The following is a 20,487-nucleotide window of genomic DNA, read 5'->3' as shown; positions in this document are numbered from 1 at the left end:
CATTCTCCTTATTTGACGGTGTATTTGAACTGGCCCTGCTTGTTGGCGCTGACCTTGATCTTGCTGATCGCGGCGCCTTCCGCCATCCTGGTCAGCACGGATTCGGCCACTTCCGGCAGCAGCGTGCCATTGAGGATGTTGTCGACATTGCGCGCGCCGGAATCGACTTCCGTGCAGCGGGCCAGTACCGCTTCGACCAGCGCCTCGTCGTAGCTAAACTCCGCCTTGTGGTTGGCGCTGATGCGCTTCTGGATCCTGCCCAGTTTGAGCTTGATGATCTCCACCAGCACATCGTCGGGGATCGGATAGTACGGAATCACCTTCAGGCGGCCCAGGAAGGCGGGCTTGAACTGCTTCATCAGGTGCGGACGGATCAGCTCTTCCAGCGCGGCCGGATCGGGCAGCTCCTCGCTGCCCTTGTTCAGGCAAGCCTGCATCATCGCGGCCGACGCCACGTTCGAGGTCAGGATGATGATGGTGTTCTTGAAGTCGATCTCGCGGCCCTCCGCGTCGTCCATCACGCCCTTGTCGAACACCTGGAAGAACAGCTCCATCACGTCCGGATGCGCCTTCTCCACCTCATCCAGCAGCACCACGCTGTACGGATTGCGGCGCACGGCCTCGGTCAGCACGCCGCCCTCGCCATAGCCCACATAGCCCGGCGGCGAGCCTTTCAGGCCGGAGACGCTGTGCGCCTCCTGGTATTCGCTCATGTTGATGGTGATGAGTTTGCGCTCGCCGCCGTACAGCACATCGGCCAGCGCCAGCGCGGTCTCGGTCTTGCCGATGCCGGACGGGCCGACGAACAGGAACACGCCCTTCGGCTTGTTCGGATCGTCCAGGTTCGCGCGCGAGGTGCGCACGCGCTGCGCCACCGCCTCGATCGCGTGCGGCTGCCCCAGCACGCGCTGCTCCAGGTTGGCCTTCAGGTTCAGCACCGTCTTGATCTCGTCCTTGACCATTTTACCGAGCGGGATGCCGGTCCAGCCGGCGACGATCTCCGCCACCACATGGCCGTCCACCTGCACCGGCACCATCGGCGCCTCGCCCTGCAGCGACTTCAGCTCCGCCTGCAGCGCCTGCAAGTCCTTGCCCTGGCTGGCGTCGCCGCCGGCTTCCAGCGTCGCGCGGCCGGCCTTGATCTGCTCCGTCAGCGCCTTCTCCTTCTCCCAGCGCTCCGACAACTCGGCATGCTGCGCCGCGGCCGCCACGCGGGCAGCCTCCAGCTCCGCCAGGCGCGCAACGTGGGCGCTGCCGCCGGTGCTCTGCTCGCGCTGCAGCGACGTCGATTCCGCGGCGATGCGTTCCAGCGTGCGCGCCAGGTTCTCGATCAACGCCGGCGTGGCGTTCTGGCCCAGCGCGACTTTCGCGCAGGCGGTATCGAGCACGCTGATCGCCTTGTCTGGCAGCTGGCGGCCCATGATGTAGCGGTGCGACAGGCGCACCGCCTCGGTGATCGCCTCGTCGTACACGCGCACGCCGAAATGCTTCTCCATCAGCGGCGCCATGCCGCGCAACATGGCGCAGGCCAGTTCTTCGCTCGGCTCCTCGACCTTGACGACCTGGAAGCGGCGCGCCAGCGCGGCGTCCTTTTCAAAATACTTCTTGTACTCGCCCCAGGTGGTGGCGGCGATGGTGCGCAGCTCGCCGCGCGCCAGCGCGGGCTTGAGCAGGTTGGCCGCGTCGTTCTGGCCGGCCTGGCCGCCGGCGCCGATCATCGTGTGCGCCTCGTCGATGAACAGGATGATGGCGTGCGGGCTTTTCTTCACCTCGTCGATGACGTTCTTCAGGCGGTTCTCGAATTCGCCCTTGACGCTGGCGCCGGCCTGCAACAGGCCCATGTCCAGCGTGTGGATCTCGACGCCCTTCAGCACATCCGGCACGTCGTTGAGCGCGATGCGCAGCGCCAGGCCCTCCACCACGGCGGTCTTGCCGACGCCGGCCTCGCCGGTCAGGATGGGATTGTTCTGGCGGCGGCGCATCAAAATATCGATGGCCTGGCGGATTTCCATGTCGCGGCCGATCACCGGATCGACCTTGCCGTCGCGGGCGCGCTGCGTCAGGTTGGTGGTGAACTGGTCCAGCGCCGGCGTCTTGGACGCGGCCTTGGCCGACAGGTCGCCAACCGGATCGCCGGCCAGCTCCTCATGCTCGGCGGCCGGCGCGGCCGTCACCGCCTCGTCCGAACCGACGGTCAGCTTGTCCAGGTTATGCTTGATCTGGTCGATCTCGAACTTGGCGAACAGTTTCGAGCCACGGTAGGCCAGCTGCGCCAGCTCCGGCTCCGTCAGCAGCGCCTGCAGCAGATGGCCGCTGCGTATCTGCGCCTGCTGGCCCGCCTGCAAATCCAGCGACGCGATCAGCCACGCGTGTTCGAACAGCTTGGGCAAGCGCTCCGAGAACACCGGCGTGCGCGAATTGCCCGTCTTCAGGCGCGCCACCTCGGCCTGCAGGTCCGCCTCCAGCATGCTCACGCTGATGCCGCTCTGGCGCGCGATGAGGACGAAATCGCTCTTGGGCTGCTCCAGCAGCGCCAGGAACAGGTGCTCGATATCCACCTCGTACTGTCCCAGCGAGACGCACAGGCTGGCCGCGCGGGTGGCAGCCGTGCGGCTGGTGTCGTTCAGTTTTCCGATCAGTGTTTTCAGGTTGATGCTCATGATGGTCCTTATTATTTATACTGTATGAATCTCATAGCGCACGTCGGCGCGGTCCTGCGTCTGCGCGTCGGTGACCAGGAAACTGTCCCAACCCAGGCGCCCGCCCACGCGATCGTCCTCCAGCCGCGCCCCTTGCACGTCGGCCGCGCGCAGCACCAGCTGCACCTCATATTCCAGCGACAGGCCGGTAAACATGGTCAACATGCTTTTCAGCGCCTTTGCCGCCTTACCGCCGGGCAGGAAGGATTCGTAGCCTTCCAGGTCCAGCGGGCCCACCACCAGCCGCAATCGCAGGTCGCGCTGCCATACGCGCGAGCCGGCCATCGCACCGGCGCCCAACACGGCGTTACCCAGGCCGAGCACCGTCTGCTGCTCCAGCGGCACGTCGTACCAGCAGCCGATGAACTGCTCGGCCCTGATCGGCTGGTCGAAATACTCCGACAGCACCTTCGCGATCTGCACCGCCGACGCCGGACGCTGGCGCATGGCGGTGGCGAAGTAGCCGAGCGATTCATCGAGCACACCGTCGCCGTCATCGGCCAGGCGCCGGCGCAGCGACTCGTTGCCCATGCCGGCCAGCGACAGCAGCAGCGGCAGGAAGGTGTCCTTGCCGTCGATCTGGTACTTCAGCTCCAGCCGGTACTTGCGCCAGGCCTCGTAGAACAGGGCCAGCGCGCGGTTGGAAAAGGTGTCGAGGAAGGCGCGCGGGCCCTCGTCCTTTTCGTACAGCGCGTGCGCCGCGATGCGTTCCGTGTAGTGCGCCGGCAGCGTGCCGCTGCTGCCCAGGAAGCCCATGAAGGCCGGCGTGATGCGGATGTACTTCAGCTGCGCCGATTGCAGCGCATGCGCCAGCGCGCGCGGATCGGTCGGCACCTCGCGCGGCTCCGGCTGCATCGCCTCCAGCTGGCTGGCGGGGAAGTTCAGCGACGTCGAATTCTGGAAGCGCAGGTAGTTGGCCACCGCGCCCTCGGCCGGCGCGCCGTGGCGCTTGAGCCACAGCTCCAGCATGCGAACCGCCTGGAAGTACTCGAACCGGTACGGCTGCGCGAACAGCCGCTCGATTACAGCAGGCTCAAATCGCCGCTTCGTGGCGTGCATCGCAACAGCTCCTCTCCGGTTTTATTCGATACGATCACCAGCTGGGTGAAGCTGTTCGCGTGCACATACAGGCCGAGGAAGCGCTCGACGATGTGGGCGAAGGCATGGATGCCGCTACCGACGAAGGCTTCCTCGTCGATGGTCAGCCGCACCTCGATGCCGCGCACCAGGCAGGCGAACGGATTCCCCGGCAGCCAGGTATTGGCCGCCTTGTGCGACACCGCCAGGATGCCGCCGATCTGCCGCTGCGACGCCGGTGAACGCGGCAGGTCGTACAGCGTCAGCATCTCGCGGAAGGCATCCAGGCCGCCATCGGCCAGCGACAGGTGGTTCAGCGACAGGTGGGAAATCAGCCGCCAGTGCGCGCCGCGACCGCGCTCGAAACGGTGCGAGGACGTCGGCTTGCGCAGGAAGCTGATCGCGCGCACGCTGGAGCCGCCCTCCAGGAACAGGTCGCCGCCGCGCTGGCCGTAGCTCAGCGAGGCTGGCAGGTCGCGGTTGGTGCAGCTCAGTTCCAGGCTCAGGGTGTCGGTCTCCACCTCGGCCGGATCGAAATCGATATCGACGATGGAAATCTGCGTTTCGTAGCCGGGGCTTTTCTCGGCGAGGATATCGTCGCGCCGCATCACCCAGTAATGGCCGTTCTTCTCCGGTGTCTGGCCGTGGCGCAGCGAATAGAACGGGCGGAACTCCAGCACCGATTCGCCCTGCGGCGTTTGCCGCACCAGCTTCACCGAGTCGATCGACTGCACCTCGTGCGCGAAGGCGCGGCGCGCGTCGGCCAGCACCGGATAACTGGCGCTGGTGTGCGTCAGCCGGATCGGCTCCCCGCGCTGGTGGAACAGGTTGACCACCGGGGTGCAGCCCAGCAGCACATTGTTGATGTTCAGCGTGCCGAGCATGCGGGCGGTGTTGGAATCGGTGCGCATGCCCGACAGGGCCAGGTGCAGCGTGACCGACTTGCAGCCGGCCGGCAGCACGCCGGCCAGCGCATGCAGGTCGATGTCGAAGAAGTTGAACTTCTCCGGGAAGCAGAAATATTCGGTCAGCAGCCGGTAGGCGGCGTGCGACCGGGCCGAGAAATCGATCAGCGATTCCTCTTCCTCGAAGCCGGCCGGGCTCACCGGGATCTTGTGCAGCGGGATCCAGCGGCCATTGCCGTCCGCTTCCGCATAGGCGCACACGCCGCGCATGAACAGCGCATCGCGCAGCGCGGCGCAGAAGGACGGCTCGCCGTCGATGAACACGCGCAGCCTGGACAACCCGAGCTGCGGCACCGCGACCTGGGCCGAGGTGCTGGAGATGGTCAGGCTGATGCTGGAGGTGGCGTTGGGCGGCGTGCGGGTCGCCTCCGGCGCGTCGATGATGGCGGCGAAGGCCGCATGCGTCAGCGCCAGCGGCGCGATCGTCACCGGATACGCGGTGCGGAAGGTGCATACGGCGCCGCGCACCGGGCGCGTGGTCAGCTGGGTCCCGCGCGCGATCTCGCTGGCGGTGGTCAGCTGCGCGGCGGCGCCGCTGAAGTCCATGCGCGCGATCGAGCACGATGGGAACGGCCGCAGGTAATGCGGATACAGCACTTCGAACAGTGCTTCGGTAAATTCCGGATAGTCGTCGTCGAGCCGCTTGGCGATGCGCGAATTGAGCAGCGCGAACGACTCGATCATGCGTTCGATGTGCGGGTCTTCGCACACCTCGCCGCCGATCAGCAGCCGGCCGGCGATCTTGGGGTAGCGTTCGGAGAATTCGCGCGAATAGCGACGCAGGAATCCCAGCTCCCTCTCGTAATACGGTAATAATTGGTCCAACTCAGGCTCCCGATTGCGCCACGCGGCGCGCCTTGCTTATGGTGTAGTGCAGGCTGGACGGCTGCAATACAGCGTCAAAATTGACCGGTTCATGGGCCGAACTCACCACCAGCAACGCCGTGATGGCGAAGTTCAGGCGGTTGATCGAATCCGCGCGCAGTTCGAGCGAGGCCTGCACATTGCGCAGGCGCGGCTCATGGCGCGCGATGGCTTTTTCAAGGCATCGGCAAATGAAGGCACGATCATCGGTGCTCGACAGCGACAAGCCGGCAAAGTCATTCAAGCCGTATGTCACGATCGAGCGCCCGCATTCGGGATACCGCTTCAGCAGCTCCTCCGGGATCACGGTGCGCGTGTTAAGGAGCGCTTCCAGATCGCGCGCGACCGAGTCCTTCAAGTCCTCGATCGACAAGCGCGATACCGTGCCGTTGGAGGCGCCGTTGACTGGCATATCCATCAGCCGGTCGAACAGTCCCGGCGTAAAACCCTTCATCGGTATCCCATTAAACAGTCAGTCGATTACGCGGTCTTGTTGGCCGACAGATCCCAGCCACCCGAGGTGTTACCGCCCGAACCGCCGCCGACTTTCTGTTGGGTGTACTTCCATTTCACTTTCGAATACTTGATCGACACGTCTTCCGTCAGGATGTTGCCTGGCTTGACGGTTGGAGCGACGCTGCTGATCAGCACATTTTCCAGTTCGATTTCGAAGTACTTGATACGCTCGCCATTACCGTCGGCGCGCAGGAATTCCAGCTTTGCCTTAGGGATGGTTTTACCCGACGAGCAGGTTTGCAGCAGCAGAGGAGTAGCCAGGTCGGCCAGCTTCGAGACCACGATGTCTTTGTGCTCGGTGCGCTCGGCGGTGTGGCCGCCGCCGGTCGATGCGGTAGCCGATTTTGGCTGCAGCACTTCCCATTGCACGGTCGAGACCTCGATCCAGTCCTTGTGGGTAGAATCGGCGGATTCGCCTTTAATACCATCGATTTGCAGATATACGTCGATTGCCATGTTGCTTCCTTTCGGTTGTTAAAGTAAAAGTACTACGGTTGCTTAGTTTTTGGTCGATGCAGGCAGCTCCGCGACCAAACGGAGTGAAACGGACAGCTCGTCGAGCTGGAAGTGCGGGCGCAGGAACGACACCGCGCGATACACGCCCGGACGGCCCGGCACTTCGGATACCTGGACGGACGCTTCGCGCAGCGGGAACTGGGCTTTCTGTTCCTGGCTGGCGTTATCGTCCAGCAGCACGTACTGGGTCAGCCAGCGGTTCAGGAAGTCTTCCACGTTCGAGGCGGCGGCGAAGCTGCCGATCTTGTCGCGCATCATCGCCTTCATGTAGTGGGCGATGCGCGAGACGGCGAAGATGTACTGCAGCTGCGCCGACAGCACGGCGTTGGCGTTGGCGGCGTCGCTGTTGTACTTGCGGGCCTTCTGCGCCGATTGCGCGCCAAAGAAGGCGGCATAGTCGGTGTTCTTGCAGTGGACCAGCGAGATGAAACCGAGGTCGCTCAGTTCCTTCTCGCGGCGGTCGGTGATGGCGATCTCGGTCGGGCACTTGAGCGCGACTTCGCCTTCGTCGGTCTTGAAGGTGTGGGTCGGCAGGTCTTCCACCAGGCCGCCGCCCTCCACGCCGCGGATCGCCGCGCACCAGCCGTAGTCCTCGAAGGCCGCGGTCAGCTTGGTGCCGAAGGCGTAGGCCGCGTTACACCACAGGTATTTCTGGTGATCGGTGCCGTCGACATCCTCGACGAAGTTGAAGCCCTCGGTGACGGCGCCATCGGCCGGATTGAACGGCAGGCGGCCGAGGAAGCGCGGCAGCGTCAGGCCGACGTAGCGCGAGTCTTCCGATTCACGGAACGACTTCCACTTCGCGTACTCGATGGTGTCGAACACCTTCGACAGGTCGCGCGGCTTGCCCAGGTCGCTGTAGCTCTCCAGGCCGAACAGCTCAGGCGACGCGGCCGAGATGAACGGCGCGTGCGCGGCGGCCGCCACGTGCGACATCTGCTCGATGAAGTACATGTCTTCCGGCTGGCGGGTGATCTCGTAGTCGCCCAGCAGCGCGCCGAACGGCGCGCCGCCGAAGGTGCCGAATTCCTCTTCGTAGACCTTCTTGAACATCGTGCTCTGGTCGAATTCCAGCGCGGACTGGAAGTCCTTGACCAATTCCTTCTTGGTCGCGTTGAGCATCTTGATCTTCAGGTTCTGGCCCGTGGCGGAATTGCGCACCAGGTAGTGCAGGCCGGTCCAGCTGCTTTCCAGCTTCTGGAATTCCGGCGCGTGCATCACGGCCGACAGCTGCGCCGAAATCATGCGGTCCAGTTCAGCCACGCGGGCGTCGATGGTGGCGGCCAGGTTGTTGGACACGACCACGGTGCCGTCCATGACCTGGTTCACCAGTTCGGAAATCAGGTCCTTGGCGCGCGCATGCTCGGCGCTGGATTTGGCGACCTTGCTCTCTTCGACAATCTGGTCGAGCAAAGCGAATTCGGTGGTGGCGGCGGCCGCGCCGCCTGGAGTCAGTTGAGCGGACATGATCAAGCCTTCGTGGTTTGCTGGCCCAGTTCGGCCAATTTCTCGGTGCTGTTCAAGACGTCGTTGAGGATGTCTTCCAGCTTGTCGTTGCCGGCCAGTTTGTTACGCAGGTCGGCCAGCTTGGTGCGCGCTTCGAGCAGCTTGCGCAGCGGTTCGACCTGCTGCACCACGGCTTCCGGACGGAAGTCTTCCATCGACTTGAATTTCAGGTCGACGGCGAACTGGCCGCCTTCGCCGCTCAGCTCATTCGACACGCGGTAGGCCGCGCGCGGCTCGACACCCTTGAGCACTTCATCGAAGTTGTCGCGGTCGATGCCGACGAAGCTGCGGTCCTTCAAGCGCTTTTGCTCGACTTCCGAATTGCCGCCGAAATCGCCCACCACGCCCATAACAAAGGGCAGTTCCTTGTTCTCGATGGCGTCGCCGATTTCCACGTCGTAGGTCATCTGGACCCGTGGCGGACGGATTTTCTGCAGTTTTTTCTGGACACTGGTATTTTTAGACATGGGATTCCCCTATCGTTTAGGTTAATTACTTCAACGCGTTGAACGGATCGGCGCTTGAATCTTCAGCGGCCTTGTGCTTGCCCTTCTTGCCCTTGGCCGTGGAGTTGTTACGCGCAGGAGCGGCCGGCGGCGCGGGCGGCGGCGGCACCAGCACGGTCTCGCCCAGGCTTTCGCGCAGCAGCTTGGCCAGGTCCTGCGACTCGGTGCGCAGCGATCCGGACAAATTATTTTGGCGGCTCAGGTCCGACAGCGCGCGCGTCGACAGGCGCAGGCCGCTGATGGCGATGATGCTGTTGGCCAGGCGGTCGTTCGGATCGCGCACCAGCACTTCCTGCGCGCTGACGATGGCGTCGCCATACTGGCCGGCCTCATAGCGGGTCTGCGCGATATTGGTCCACGGCGTCTTGTCGGCCGGGTAGGCCTCCGCGGCTTCCTTCCATAACGTGACTGCCTGCTCCTTCTGGCCGGCGCCGCTGGCCTGGCTGGCTTTGGCCAGCATGTCTTCCATGCTTGGCAGTGCGGGCTTCTGGACCACAGGGGCGGTCATGCAAGCGGTGAGCGATGCGGCGCAGACAGCGGCGCCAATGAAACGGCCGATGCGGCCAAGGGAGATTACGGTCTTCATGCTGTCCTCAAACTAAATATCAAAAAAGAATGCCTAACCACTAATTATTTCCAACAGGCCGCACGTTATCAGAAATTTATTGTTGACGGCGTTCAATTGAATTTTTGGTTGAAGCGCGGAACTTTTTAGTGCCGCAGAGGTCAGGCTGCCTATTTTTTAGGCTGCGCACGATAGAAATCAAACGAACGCGGCTGTTGGTCAAGAAATGTTATTGTTCTGCTACTTAACAAATGGCATCAATGCGCCACACACTCAAGGACGCACGCATGAGCAGCAAAATTTTATGGGGCGAAGGCTTATTCCTGCGCCCGCAGCACTTCCAGCAGCAGGACCAGTACCACGAGCAGCGCCTGCATCACAGCCTGCAGGCGCTACACCCGTATGCGTGGGGCGTGAACCAGCTCCAGATCGACCGCGACGCATTGACCAACAACACCCTGCGCGTGCTCGAGCTGTCGCTGCGCTTCCAGGACGGTGAGCTGTACAGCGCGCCCGGCGAGGACGAGCTGCCGGACACCGTGGACCTGAGCCAACTGGCGCAGTCGCAGCAGAGCGTGACCTTCTACGCCGCCCTGCCCGCGTTCAAGCCGTTCGGCGGCAATTTCGCCGACGGCGCCAACGGCGGCAACGCCGTGCGCTTCCTGCAATCGAACCGCGAAACGCCGGACCTGTACACGCAGGCCGCGTCGGCGCAGCTGAGCTACCTGAAGAAGACCGTGCGGCTGGTGTCGGAATTCGAGCCGCGCGATTCCTACACCCACTTCCCGCTGCTGCGCCTGCGCCGCGCCACCACCGGCGGCTTCGAACTGGATGCGTCGTTCGTCGCGCCCAGCCTGTCGATCCGCAGCTCGCCGCAGCTCTTCCTGCAGCTGCGCCGCCTGATCGACGCGCTGCAGGCCAAGGTCAGCGCGCTGTACGGCCACCACCGCGAGCCGAGCAAACACGTGATCGAATTCCGCTCCGGCGACATGTCGTCCTTCTGGCTGCTGCACACGGCCAGTTCGGCGTTCGCCTCGCTGTCGCACTACTTCCACCATCCGGCGCTGCACCCGGAACGCCTGTACGAACAGCTGCTGCAGCTGGCCGGCGCCCTGATGACCTTCTCGAAAAGCTGGACCCTGGCCGACCTGCCGCCCTACCAGCACGCCGACCCAGGCCCCGGCTTCGCCACGCTGCACCAGATCATCCGCGAGCTGCTCGACACGGTGATCTCGTCGAAGTACTTCGCCATCGCGCTCAAGGAAGTCAAGCCCTCGTACCACCACGGCATGCTGGACTCGCAGAAGATCGACGACAAGACCACCTTCTACATCGCCGTCTCGGCCGACCTGCCGGCCAGCGAGATGGTCGACATCGTGCCGCTGCGCTTCAAGATCGGCGCGCCGGACGACGTCGAGAAATTCGTGCTGTCGGCAATGCCCGGCGTGCGCCTGTCGCATGCGCCGCAGGTGCCGGCCGCCGTGCCGGTGCGCCCGGACGCCTGCTACTTCGCGCTCGAGGCCAAGGGCCAGATGTACGAGCGCATGCTGCAAGCGCAATCCATTTCCATCTACGTCCCCGGCGGCATGCATGACCTGAAGCTGGACCTGGTGGCCGTCACTTCCTGAACCGAGGATCAAACATGAATACCGTTACCGCACCTTCCCTGATCGGCGCGAGCGCTCCGCCCAGCGCGGCCAGCGCGCCGCAAACCCTGCTCGACCTGATGTACGACGGCTTCTACGCGCTGTTCATGCTCAAGAACGGCAATGGCCCGCAGGACGACGGCGAGTTCGCCCGCAAGATGTCGGCCTTCCTGGACGACTTCGGCCGCGGCGCCAAGAAGCAGAACGCCTCGCCCGACGACGTGGACAACGCCAAGTACGCGTTCTGCGCGGCGGTCGACGAGATCATCCTGCGCTCCAACTTCAGCATCCGCGACGCGTGGGAGCGCCGCCCGCTGCAGCTGGTGCTGTTCGGCGAGCAGCTGGCCGGCGAGAACTTCTACAACCGCCTGGAGAACCTGCGCGCGCGCGGCAGCGCGCACCTGCAGGCGCTGGAAGTGTTCCATATGTGCCTGCTGCTGGGCTTCCAGGGCAAGTACATCCTCGAGGGTTCGGAAAAACTGAACTACCTCACCTCGCGCCTGGGCGACGAAATCGCCCACATGAAGGGCAAGCGCGGCGGCTTCGCGCCGCACGCCGAACGCCCCGACCAGATCAAGCACAAGCTGCGCAGCGATCTGCCGTTGTGGGTGCTGTGCTCCGTGTTTGGCCTGATCTGCGTGCTGGGCTACATCGGCCTGCGCACCTCGCTCAACCACAACGCCGAGAACCGCATGAACGCGTATAACGACGTCGTCAAAATGGCACCACGTGCCGCCAACCTGACAATCACCCTGCCCTGATGGACCTGCCGTCGAAAATCACCTCGGCGCTCGGCCTGTTCGGCACGGGCCTGAGCCAGCACGCGCGCCTGATCACACTGGCCAGCGCGCAGGAATCGGACCTGCCCGAATCGCTGATGGCGGAACGCTTCAGCGGCCGCGAAGGCGTCAACGAACTGTATGCGTTCGAAGTCGACGCATTGAGCCCATCGACCGACCTGGATCTGGCGATCTTCATCGGCGAGGAACTGACCGTCACGCTGCTGCAGCCGGACGGCGGCCGCCGTGCATGGCACGGCATCTGCACCGAAGCCGCGTGGCTGGGCGCCGACGGCGGCGTGGCGCGCTACCGCCTGATCCTGGAACCGGCGTTGGCGATGCTGCGGCTGCGGCGCGACAGCTACATCTTCCAGGACAAGAACGCGCAGGACATCGTCACCGAGCTGCTGGGCGACTACCCGCAGCTGCGCTGCGAATTCGACGTCACGCAAACGCTGGAACCGCGCGCCATCTGCACGCAGTACCGCGAAAGCGACCTGGAATTCTTCACCCGCCTGCTGGCCTCCGAAGGCCTGAGCTGGCGCTTTGAACACGACCAGGCAGACGACGACAGCAAGGACGGCCAAGCCAAGCACAAGCTTGTGATCTTCGACAGCAAGGCTCGCGCGCCGGACACGCCGGGCGACGCCGAGATCCGCTTCCACGGCGTGCGCGCCACCGACAGCGACGACGCCATCGACCACTTCGCCGCCCGCCGCCGGGTGCAGGCCAATGCCGTCAGCATCAGCAGTTGGGATCCGGCGCAGTTGCTGGCGCCGTCGGCCGAGCAGGCGTCCAGTCTCGATGCCGGCGAACTGCCGGTACTGGCCGTGTACGACGGCAGCGGTGAGCGCATCGCCAGCGGCACCGATAATGGTGCCGCCGCCGATCCGCACAGCCAGTTGATGCTGCAGGCGCTGGAACTGGACAACAAACTATTCGAAGGCGCGGGCGCGGTGCGCCGGCTGGCCGCGGGCCACGGCTTCCAGCTCACGCAGCACGAGCGATACGCCGATGGCGACAACCGCTTCCTGGTGCTGTGGGTGCGCCACGAAGCGCGCAACAACTTCCAGGCGCAGATCAAGACGGCGGCGAAGCTGACCGGAGGCGGGATCGAGCACGGCACCTACCGCAACAGCTTTGGCTGCGTGCGCGACAGCGTGGCCGTGGTGCCGCGCGCCACCGCCGCGCCGAACGCCAGCACCGCACTGGGGCCGCAGACCGCGCTCATCGTCGGCCTGGCCAACGCGGTCGCCACCACCGACCGCGACCACCGGGTCAAGATCCAGTTCGCCTGGCAGCGCGGGCAAGGCGCCAACGCCGGCGGCTTGGGCCACAACACCGACAGCAAGGGCAACGCTCCAGGCGACGAAACCTCCGGCACCTGGGTGCGGGTGGCGGAGGCGCTGGCCGGCCCGAACTGGGGGTCGCAATTCACGCCGCGCATCGGCACCGAAGTGCTGGTCGACTTCATCGAAGGCGACATGGACCGGCCGCTAGTGGTGGCGCAGCTGTACACCGGCGCCGACCTGCCGCCGTTTTCGGCCGGCGTGGATTCGGCTGCCAATCATGCGGGCACGCTGTCCGGCATCCACAGCCACAACTTCGCCGGCGGCGGCTACAACCAGTGGCAGCTGGACGACACGCCGGGCCAGCTGCGCACGCGCCTCGCCACCAGCAGCGCCGCCACGCAACTGAACCTGGGATATCTGATCCATCAGGATCCTTCCTCCGCGCGGCGCGGCAGCTATCGCGGCAGCGGTTTCGAACTGCGCACCGACGCCTGGGCCGCCGTGCGCGGCGCGCAAGGCGTGCTGCTGACCACCAGCGCGCGCGCCGCGCAAGGCAGCGGCGTCACCTCCACGCAGATGGACGCGGACGAGGCGCTCGGCGCATTGAAATCGTCGAAGGAACTGGCGCGGCAGCTCAGCGACGCGGCCAAGCAGCAGCAGGCCTTGTCCAGCCAGCCCGCCGCCGACGCGCACCAGGATTTCATCTCGCAGCTCGATCCCAAGGAAAAGGGCAAGCATGCCGGCGCGGTCAACGGCCAGCAGGCTGTCAAGGCCAAGGACGGCGCGCGCGATCTGGACGCGGCCAAGCCGGTGGAAAGATTCGGCGCGCCGCTGGTGCTGATGGACGCGCCGGCCAGCATCAACTGGGCCACGCCGGCATCGACCGTGCTGTTCGCCGGCCAGCAGCTGCATTGGGTGACGCAGGGCGATGTGCATATGACAGCAGCGTACACCGTGTCGTCGGTGGCGGCCAACGCGGCGAGCTACTTCACGCACGCCGGCGGCATCCAGGCCTTCGCCGGCAACGGCCCGGTATCGCTGCAGGCGCACACCGACCAGTTGGAGATCCTGGCCGACAAGTCGATCACCGTCATCTCGGTCAACGACAGCATCGAGATCAAGGCCAACCAGAAGATCGTGCTGCAGGCCGGCCAGTCGTCGATCACACTGGAAGGCGGCGACATCACCTTCGCCTGCCCCGGCAACTTCACCGTCAAGGGCGGGCAGCATGTGTTTGAAGGCGGCGCCAGCGCCGCAGCCGCCATGCCGGCGTTGCCGGACTCGCGGCTGAAATTATTTGACCAAGGATTTATCGTGAAAGACGAGACCACGGGCCAGCCGCTTCCCAACCAGCGCTATCGCATCAAGCTGGCCGACGGCACTTACGAGGAAGGCGTCACCGATGAAACTGGCCACACCCACGTGGTCGCGACGACTTCGCAACAGCCGCTGTCGTTAGAAATTGCACAGGGCTGAACGATGACGACTTGGAAGACAATCGCATCCAGTACAACCACCCCGAAAGAGGTCAAGACACGGGCACCGGCTACCGTGGCGGCCTCCCCCTGCACCGCCGCCAAGATCACGGTTGAGACCGTTGCAATGCTACCGACCGACCGCACGCGCACCACCGTGGGTGTCGGTGAAAAGGTCAAGCTGACCTACAGCCTCGGCAGCGCCACCTGGACCGCATCAAAAGGAACGCTGACTTCCACCACCGGCCAGACGGTCACGTTCGAGGCGCCTGACCAGGCGGCGACCGTCACCATCAAGGCCACCGGCGGCGGCTGCACCTGTACCCTGACGTTTACCGTCATCGAACCGAGCGGCGTGCTCATGGAACGCCAGCCCGGAAAAGGCATACAGCACACCAATGGCATTCCATCGGTGGGCATCAGGACTGTTATCTACCTCACACCGGACACGGTGTCGTTCCAGTTCATCCAGATTTCGGAGGACGATTGCCCGGGCGTGGTGACAGGTTACTTCGTCGGCACGCCGCTGGATGGCATTCGACATGGCTCGCACGGTGCGGGCACGTGGGTGCCGGTCGGGCCCACGATTGCCGGCAAGGGTTCGAGGGTAGTCGCCAACGACACCGCGCAATCCGGCCATTGCAATTTCGGCACGCCGTATTCGGCCGGTACATTCGACTGGGCGATCCCCTGGAAGTTCCGGGTCGGCGGCGGAGCTGATAAAGTCTTTGCAACCGTCCATCAACGCTTTACCATAGATGCCGCCGGGGATATGACCGTCAGCAAGGCCGGCGCCTCAGGCGCAGCCGCGCTCTCAGATCCGACGTCCACCTACTAAGAAGGCAAGCATCATGCGCTATGCTGTACTGATCACAGTGCTCCTGGGCTTGGCCGGCCATCCGGCCGCCCATGGAAGCGCGGCGCTCAAGGCACCACATCAACACACACCGGCGGAGAAGAAAATGTCGCAGCAGTTTGACCAAGCCACGCAGCAGTTGGCAGTATTTAAAAAGACCCACGATGTCACGCCGCTATCGACGGCCATCTCGCTGGCTGACGCCATGCCAAGCTTCGTGCTACCGGCTCCGCCCGCCGGGCAGCCGCCAGCCAAGGACAAGCTGGCGCTGTGGTTCGCCGTCTTTGACGCAATGGATGCCGAGATCGCCCCTGACTTCAATCCAGACGACCTTCCGGAACTCACCGTGGCGCCGCCGCTGGAAGCCGGACTGCCGGCAGGCGTCGCCCCATCGAGCATCAAGGATCCTGCTGTGCGCAAGAAGTACGAAGACGCATTGGCAGCGAACGACCTGAAGAACCAACGATTCAGTTACCAGTACGCGCTGCTGCAAGAAAACCTGCGCGCCGAATCCGACGTTGAAAAGTTCATCACCACCGACGTCGCGCGCGATCCGGCACAACTGGAATTCTTGCGAAACAGGCTGGCGCTGGCGAAGCTGCAGCCGCAGCGGCTCGCAAAACTGCAAGCGCTGCTGGAGCATGCGGCAAAATAGACTCGCCATCCCGCTTATATCGGCAAAGTGATCAATCGCCGGGCTGCAGCCTGCCGACGACGCGTGGTTCGCATCGCGGAAGGAAACCACGGGCACCTCCTTCATCGCTCCGGAAGCCGCGCGGCCGTGGCTGAGCGAACCGTTTCGGAATTGACAAAGGGGCTGAAATGAAAACACTCCTCGCATATTGCACACTCGCCCTCACACTGGCATTGGCGCCGGCCGCCCATGCCGATGTCGCCTCCAGCCAGCAAGGCCAACTGGTACAAGCTGACCACCAACGATCCCGCCTACCCCGACGGCCCGTTCTACCTGCTCAAGCCGGTGGGCCAGAAGTTCTACGCCAGAAGCAAGGAACTGACCGTCGAATCTGTGCTGAAAAAAGAAGCCACCGTTAAACCAGAAAGCCGCACAAAACAATGAAGCCGACTATCGCTGCCGTGGCACTGCTCGCCGCATTTTCCATGAACGCGGTCCAGGCGGACCCTGACCGGACAGCGCCGGCCAACGCCTGCTCGACGAAAAACAAGTCAGCCCTGCGCGCGCAGCTGCAAAAGGTTCCCACCCCCGACGACGCCTGGCACCTGGCCGAGCTGCTGATGTGCGGCGCCAGGACGCCGGTCAACGCCGCATATCTCCGCCGCCACATGCCGCCCAAAATCAAGGCCAGCACCTTCGACACCGACGGCAAGGAGCAGGTCTGGCTGCCATCGGCGACGCCTGCGATTGATGCAACACAGGGCCGCCGCGCGGCTGTCGCTTTTTCGCCGCAGCTTGCATTAATGCAGGCAATGGTACACAGCAAATTAAATTGACTTTGGGCAAGCAATCGTCAATCATAGTTGTCAGGCAGCTGGCCGACGCCTCCCGAACGCTCAACAGCGATGGAGGCGCGGCAAGCTGCCGGGAACACGATTACATAACCGAGCCAGGCTCCGGCAGAACACCGCCGGCATCACGCCCTCGGTTCGCGCCGGCCCAATTCTCCGCCCGCGCCCCATGCCGATTGAGTTCCACCTTCGGCCGCCCTCCCTCCGCGGTCATCCTGTCCATCCCAGCTTGAGGCGACCCGTGGTTGCCGGGCGAGGTGCGGCCGCCGTGCCGCGTTGGACGAACACGCGCAGCATCCCAGTCAACACAAGGAACACCATGCATCCGACCGACGTTATTTCCCGGCGCGCCGACCGATCCGGCAGGCCATTGCACCAGCCGCGATCGTCCGCCGCCGCGACGGCGCGCGCTGTCGCCCGGCCTGCGCAAGCGGCGGCCGTGGCGCCGCAACGTCAACCGGCACGCATCCTGGTCGTCGATGACGACGACGTCACCCGCATGGCCATTGCCGCCGGACTGCAGCGCCTGGGCTACCAGACCACCGAGGCCGATTGCGCGTTGGCTGCGCTGGAGCGCGCGGCCGACTGGCGGCCCGACCTCGCGATCATCGACATCACGATGCCCGGCATGTCCGGCATCGAACTGGCGGCGCGCCTGCGCGAGCTGGGCGAGCTGCCATTCATGTTCCTGTCCTCGCACGATGGGCCGGACGTGGTGCGCGCTGCCAGCGCCCATGCCGCCGTCGCGTACCTGGTCAAGCCGCTCGGCGTCGCGCAGATCATTCCCGCCATCGAAGTGGGCCTGGTCCGGTCGGCGGAACTGGCCGCGCTGCGGGAAAAACAAGCGGTGTTGTCGCAAGCGCTGTCCGACGCGCGCGACACCAACCTGGCCATCGGCGTGCTGATGGAACGCCATGGGCTGGAGCGTGAGCAGGCGTTCGACATCCTGCGCGGCCAGGCGCGTGCGCAGCGGCGCAAGGTGAACGCGGTCGCGACGGAAGTGTTGGCCGTCGGCGGATCCGGCGCCATGCAAGGAAGATAGCAAGCAGCAAATAGGCAGTGAAGAATAAGCAGTAAGGAATAAGCAGTAACAAATAAGCAGTAAGTAAACCGGCCCTACCCCCCGCCTATCGAAGTCAGTCATCGCATGCGCCCAACGGCGCAGGCCTTGACTGGCCGTCACGGTATGCAATCTATTTGGGGGCAAGTCACATGACCACATCCATTCGGACCGCCGATCATTCGGCGTCCTCGCGGCGGCCGGCCGCGACCGCAGCGCGCGGCACGGCGCCCAGGCTGGTGCCGCGATGAGCGCGCTTCGTCTGCGGATCGATGGCGAGTTCAGCATCTATCGGGCCGCCGAGCTCAAGGAGATGGTGCTGACGGCCGTGGCGCAAGCGCCCTGCCTTGAGCTGGACCTGTCCGCCGTGAGCGAGCTGGACACCGCCGGCGTGCAGATCCTGCTGCTGGCGCGGCAGGCGGCGCTGGTGCGCGGCCACGCCCTGCGGCTGGTGAACAGCAGCGCGGCGGTGCAGGCGACGCTGGCGCTGCTGCGGGTGTTCCCGGAAGCCGACGGCGCGGAGGCTGGCCATGTTTCTTGACCAGGCACTGCCCACCTTCATCGCCGAAAGCCGCGAGCTGCTCGACGCCATGGAAAGCGCGCTGCTGCAGTTCGCGCTGGCCACGCCGCAGGACGACACCGTCAACGCGGTGTTCCGCGCCGCCCACACCATCAAGGGCTCGGCCGGCCTGTTCGGCCTGGACCATATTGTCGCCTTCACCCACGTGGTCGAGAGCGTGCTCGACCGCGTGCGCGACGGCACTGTGACCGTGGACGAGCCGCTGGTCACGCTGCTGCTGTCGTGCGCCGACCACATGCGCGCATTGATCGACGCGACAGCCGCCGGCCAGTACGAAGCCACCGCCGCCAGCGCCGCCACCGGCAGCGCCCTGCTCGACCGCCTGCAGCGGCACCTGCCGGGGGCGCTGGCCACCGCCGAGCCGGCCGCGCGCACCGAGACCGCCATCGCGGCCGGCGCGGGCGCCAGCAACTACTGGCACCTGTCGCTGCGCTTCGGCACCGACGTGTTCAAGAATGGCATGGACCCGCTGTCCTTCCTGCGCTATCTCGGCCAGCTCGGCACCATCGTCGGGCTGGAAACGCTGGCCGACGCCTTGCCGCCGGCCGACGCCATGGACCCGCACCTGTGCTACCTCGGCTTCGAAGTCTCCTTCGACAGCACCGCCGACAAGGCCGCGATCGAAGACGTGTTCGACTTCGTGCGCGAGGATGCCCAGATCCGCATCCTGCCGCCGCACAGCCGCGTGGCCGACTATCTGCGGCTGATCGCCGAGCTGCCCGAGCAGGCCCCGCGCCTGGGCGAGATCCTGGTGCGCTGCGGCAGCGTGACGGCGCAGGAACTGGCCGCGGCGCTGGCCGCCCAGGCGGCGGCCGCCACCCCGCAACCGCTCGGCAGCATCATGGTGGCGCAGGGCGTGGTGCCGCCGGTCGTGGTCGAGGCCGCGCTGGCGCAGCAACAGCAGCTGCGCGGCAAGAGCCAGGAAACCCAGACGGTGCGGGTCGACGCGGACAAGCTGGACCAGCTGATCAACCTGGTCGGCGAACTGATCATCGCATCCGCCGGCGCCAGCCTCACGGCCCGCCGCGCCGGCGACGCCGCGCTGCAGGAAAGCGCCTCCACCGTCTCGGAACTGGTCGAGCAGGTGCGCGACCGCGCGCTGCAACTGCGCATGGTGCGCATCGGCGCCACGTTCGGCCGCTTCCAGCGCGTGGTGCACGACGTCGCGCGCGAGATCGGCAAGGACATCCGGCTCCAGCTCAGCGGCGAGGACACCGAGCTCGACAAGACCGTGGTGGAAAAACTGGGCGACCCGCTGACCCACCTGGTGCGCAACGCCATCGACCACGGCATCGAGCCGGCCGCGCTGCGGCTCGAGCGCGGCAAGCCCGCGCAAGGCACGGTACGGCTGCACGCCTACCACGACGCCGGCAATATCGTGATCGAAGTCAGCGACGACGGCGGCGGCCTGCGGCGCGAGAAAATCCTGGCCAAGGCCGAGGCGCGCGGCCTGATCGAGCCCGGCCAGAGCCTGAGCGACGCCGAGATTTACAACCTGGTGTTCGAGCCCGGCTTCTCCACCGCCGAGCAGGTCACCAACCTGTCCGGGCGCGGGGTCGGCATGGATGTGGTCAAGCGCAACATCGTGGCGCTGCGCGGCAGCGTCTCGCTCGGCAGCACCGAGGGCGTGGGCACCACCGTCAGCGTGCGCCTGCCGCTGACGCTGGCGATGATCGACGGCTTCCTGGTCAGCGTCGGCAAGGCGCCCTTCGTGGTGCCGCTGGAGATGATCGAGGAATGCATCGAATACAGCGCCGCGCCCGGCCACCAGTACACCGACCTGCGCGGCGAGGTCTTGCCCTTTGTGCGCCTGCGCGACGTGTTCGCGCTGGACGGCGCGGCCGCGCGCCGCCAGAGCATCGTCGTGGTGCGCCAGGGCGGCGTCAAGGCCGGCCTGGTGGTCGACGCCCTGCACGGCGAGTTCCAGACCGTGATCAAGCCGCTGGACAAGATGTTCCAGCGGGCCGACCGTCTCAGCGGTTCGACCATCCTGGGCAGCGGCGAAGTCGCGCTGATCCTGGACGTGCCCGCCCTGATCCGCCAAGCCACGGCCGCCGCGCCGCCGGCCCAACCCCAATTTTCATGCAATCACTGACATCC

Annotated in this window: 18 protein-coding genes; 10 read left to right on the top strand and 8 right to left on the bottom strand. The window is 65.1% G+C overall.

The window, feature by feature from the left end:
* Nucleotides 1-8 precede the first annotated feature (8 nt).
* From tssH to GTP90_RS22785, 8 genes are read right to left on the bottom strand one after another with little or no spacing between them, the layout of a single operon-like run.
* Entirely contained in the window at nucleotides 9-2,660 is a 2,652-nt protein-coding gene (gene tssH, locus GTP90_RS22820; protein ID WP_161085694.1) for a type VI secretion system ATPase TssH, read from the bottom strand.
* Between the two features lie 15 nt (nucleotides 2,661-2,675).
* Nucleotides 2,676-3,758 (bottom strand): type VI secretion system baseplate subunit TssG, encoded by a 1,083-nt coding sequence (gene tssG / locus GTP90_RS22815; protein ID WP_161085693.1) that lies wholly within the window; start codon nucleotides 3,756-3,758, stop codon nucleotides 2,676-2,678.
* Complete coding sequence (tssF, locus tag GTP90_RS22810; RefSeq protein ID WP_161085692.1) at nucleotides 3,722-5,566, bottom strand: type VI secretion system baseplate subunit TssF; 1,845 nt, start codon at nucleotides 5,564-5,566, stop codon at nucleotides 3,722-3,724. The genes tssG and tssF overlap by 37 nt, the downstream gene beginning before the upstream one ends.
* A gap of 1 nt (nucleotide 5,567) precedes the next feature.
* A complete protein-coding gene (gene tssE / locus GTP90_RS22805; protein WP_161085691.1) occupies nucleotides 5,568-6,059 on the bottom strand; it encodes a type VI secretion system baseplate subunit TssE in 492 nt (163 codons plus the stop codon).
* A 26-nt stretch (nucleotides 6,060-6,085) separates the two neighbouring features.
* Nucleotides 6,086-6,577: an Hcp family type VI secretion system effector gene (locus GTP90_RS22800; protein WP_117010942.1), complete on the bottom strand. Its 492-nt coding sequence runs from the start codon at nucleotides 6,575-6,577 to the stop codon at nucleotides 6,086-6,088.
* Nucleotides 6,578-6,619: 42 nt separating this feature from the next.
* On the bottom strand, nucleotides 6,620-8,104 hold the full coding sequence (tssC, locus tag GTP90_RS22795; RefSeq protein WP_161085690.1) for a type VI secretion system contractile sheath large subunit: 1,485 nt from the start codon (nucleotides 8,102-8,104) through the stop codon (nucleotides 6,620-6,622).
* A 2-nt stretch (nucleotides 8,105-8,106) separates the two neighbouring features.
* Nucleotides 8,107-8,610: a type VI secretion system contractile sheath small subunit gene (gene tssB, locus GTP90_RS22790; protein ID WP_161085689.1), complete on the bottom strand. Its 504-nt coding sequence runs from the start codon at nucleotides 8,608-8,610 to the stop codon at nucleotides 8,107-8,109.
* Nucleotides 8,611-8,635: 25 nt separating this feature from the next.
* Entirely contained in the window at nucleotides 8,636-9,235 is a 600-nt protein-coding gene (locus GTP90_RS22785; RefSeq protein ID WP_254452001.1) for a tetratricopeptide repeat protein, read from the bottom strand.
* A 266-nt stretch (nucleotides 9,236-9,501) separates the two neighbouring features.
* Here GTP90_RS22785 and tssK point away from each other — a divergent pair, with 266 nt between their 5' ends.
* The 10 genes from tssK (at nucleotide 9,502) to GTP90_RS22735 (ending at nucleotide 20,482) form a co-directional block, all read left to right on the top strand.
* Nucleotides 9,502-10,842, top strand: a complete 1,341-nt coding sequence (tssK, locus tag GTP90_RS22780; protein WP_161085688.1) for a type VI secretion system baseplate subunit TssK — start codon at nucleotides 9,502-9,504, stop codon at nucleotides 10,840-10,842.
* A gap of 14 nt (nucleotides 10,843-10,856) precedes the next feature.
* Complete coding sequence (icmH, locus tag GTP90_RS22775) at nucleotides 10,857-11,621, top strand: type IVB secretion system protein IcmH/DotU (protein ID WP_161085687.1); 765 nt, start codon at nucleotides 10,857-10,859, stop codon at nucleotides 11,619-11,621.
* Entirely contained in the window at nucleotides 11,621-14,407 is a 2,787-nt protein-coding gene (locus tag GTP90_RS22770; RefSeq protein ID WP_161085686.1) for a type VI secretion system Vgr family protein, read from the top strand. Before icmH ends, GTP90_RS22770 begins: the two co-directional genes overlap by 1 nt.
* Before the next feature lie 3 nt (nucleotides 14,408-14,410).
* The gene (locus tag GTP90_RS22765; protein WP_161085685.1) at nucleotides 14,411-15,244 is read left to right on the top strand and encodes a hypothetical protein; all 834 of its coding nucleotides are present in this window, start codon (nucleotides 14,411-14,413) and stop codon (nucleotides 15,242-15,244) included.
* A gap of 13 nt (nucleotides 15,245-15,257) precedes the next feature.
* Nucleotides 15,258-15,917: a hypothetical protein gene (locus tag GTP90_RS22760; RefSeq protein ID WP_161085684.1), complete on the top strand. Its 660-nt coding sequence runs from the start codon at nucleotides 15,258-15,260 to the stop codon at nucleotides 15,915-15,917.
* 228 nt (nucleotides 15,918-16,145) lie between these two features.
* Nucleotides 16,146-16,340 (top strand): hypothetical protein, encoded by a 195-nt coding sequence (locus GTP90_RS22755; RefSeq protein ID WP_161085683.1) that lies wholly within the window; start codon nucleotides 16,146-16,148, stop codon nucleotides 16,338-16,340.
* On the top strand, nucleotides 16,337-16,732 hold the full coding sequence (locus tag GTP90_RS22750) for a hypothetical protein (protein ID WP_161085682.1): 396 nt from the start codon (nucleotides 16,337-16,339) through the stop codon (nucleotides 16,730-16,732). Before GTP90_RS22755 ends, GTP90_RS22750 begins: the two co-directional genes overlap by 4 nt.
* Nucleotides 16,733-17,117: 385 nt before the next feature.
* Complete coding sequence (locus GTP90_RS22745) at nucleotides 17,118-17,789, top strand: ANTAR domain-containing response regulator (protein WP_161085681.1); 672 nt, start codon at nucleotides 17,118-17,120, stop codon at nucleotides 17,787-17,789.
* 265 nt (nucleotides 17,790-18,054) lie between these two features.
* Nucleotides 18,055-18,348 (top strand): STAS domain-containing protein, encoded by a 294-nt coding sequence (locus GTP90_RS22740; RefSeq protein WP_161085680.1) that lies wholly within the window; start codon nucleotides 18,055-18,057, stop codon nucleotides 18,346-18,348.
* Entirely contained in the window at nucleotides 18,338-20,482 is a 2,145-nt protein-coding gene (locus GTP90_RS22735) for a chemotaxis protein CheA (RefSeq protein ID WP_161085679.1), read from the top strand. The genes GTP90_RS22740 and GTP90_RS22735 overlap by 11 nt, the downstream gene beginning before the upstream one ends.
* Nucleotides 20,483-20,487 lie beyond the last annotated feature (5 nt).

The organism is Duganella vulcania, assembly GCF_009857655.1.
Lineage (GTDB): Bacteria > Pseudomonadota > Gammaproteobacteria > Burkholderiales > Burkholderiaceae_D > Rugamonas > Rugamonas vulcania.
This window is presented reverse-complemented; position numbering and strand designations above follow the sequence as displayed.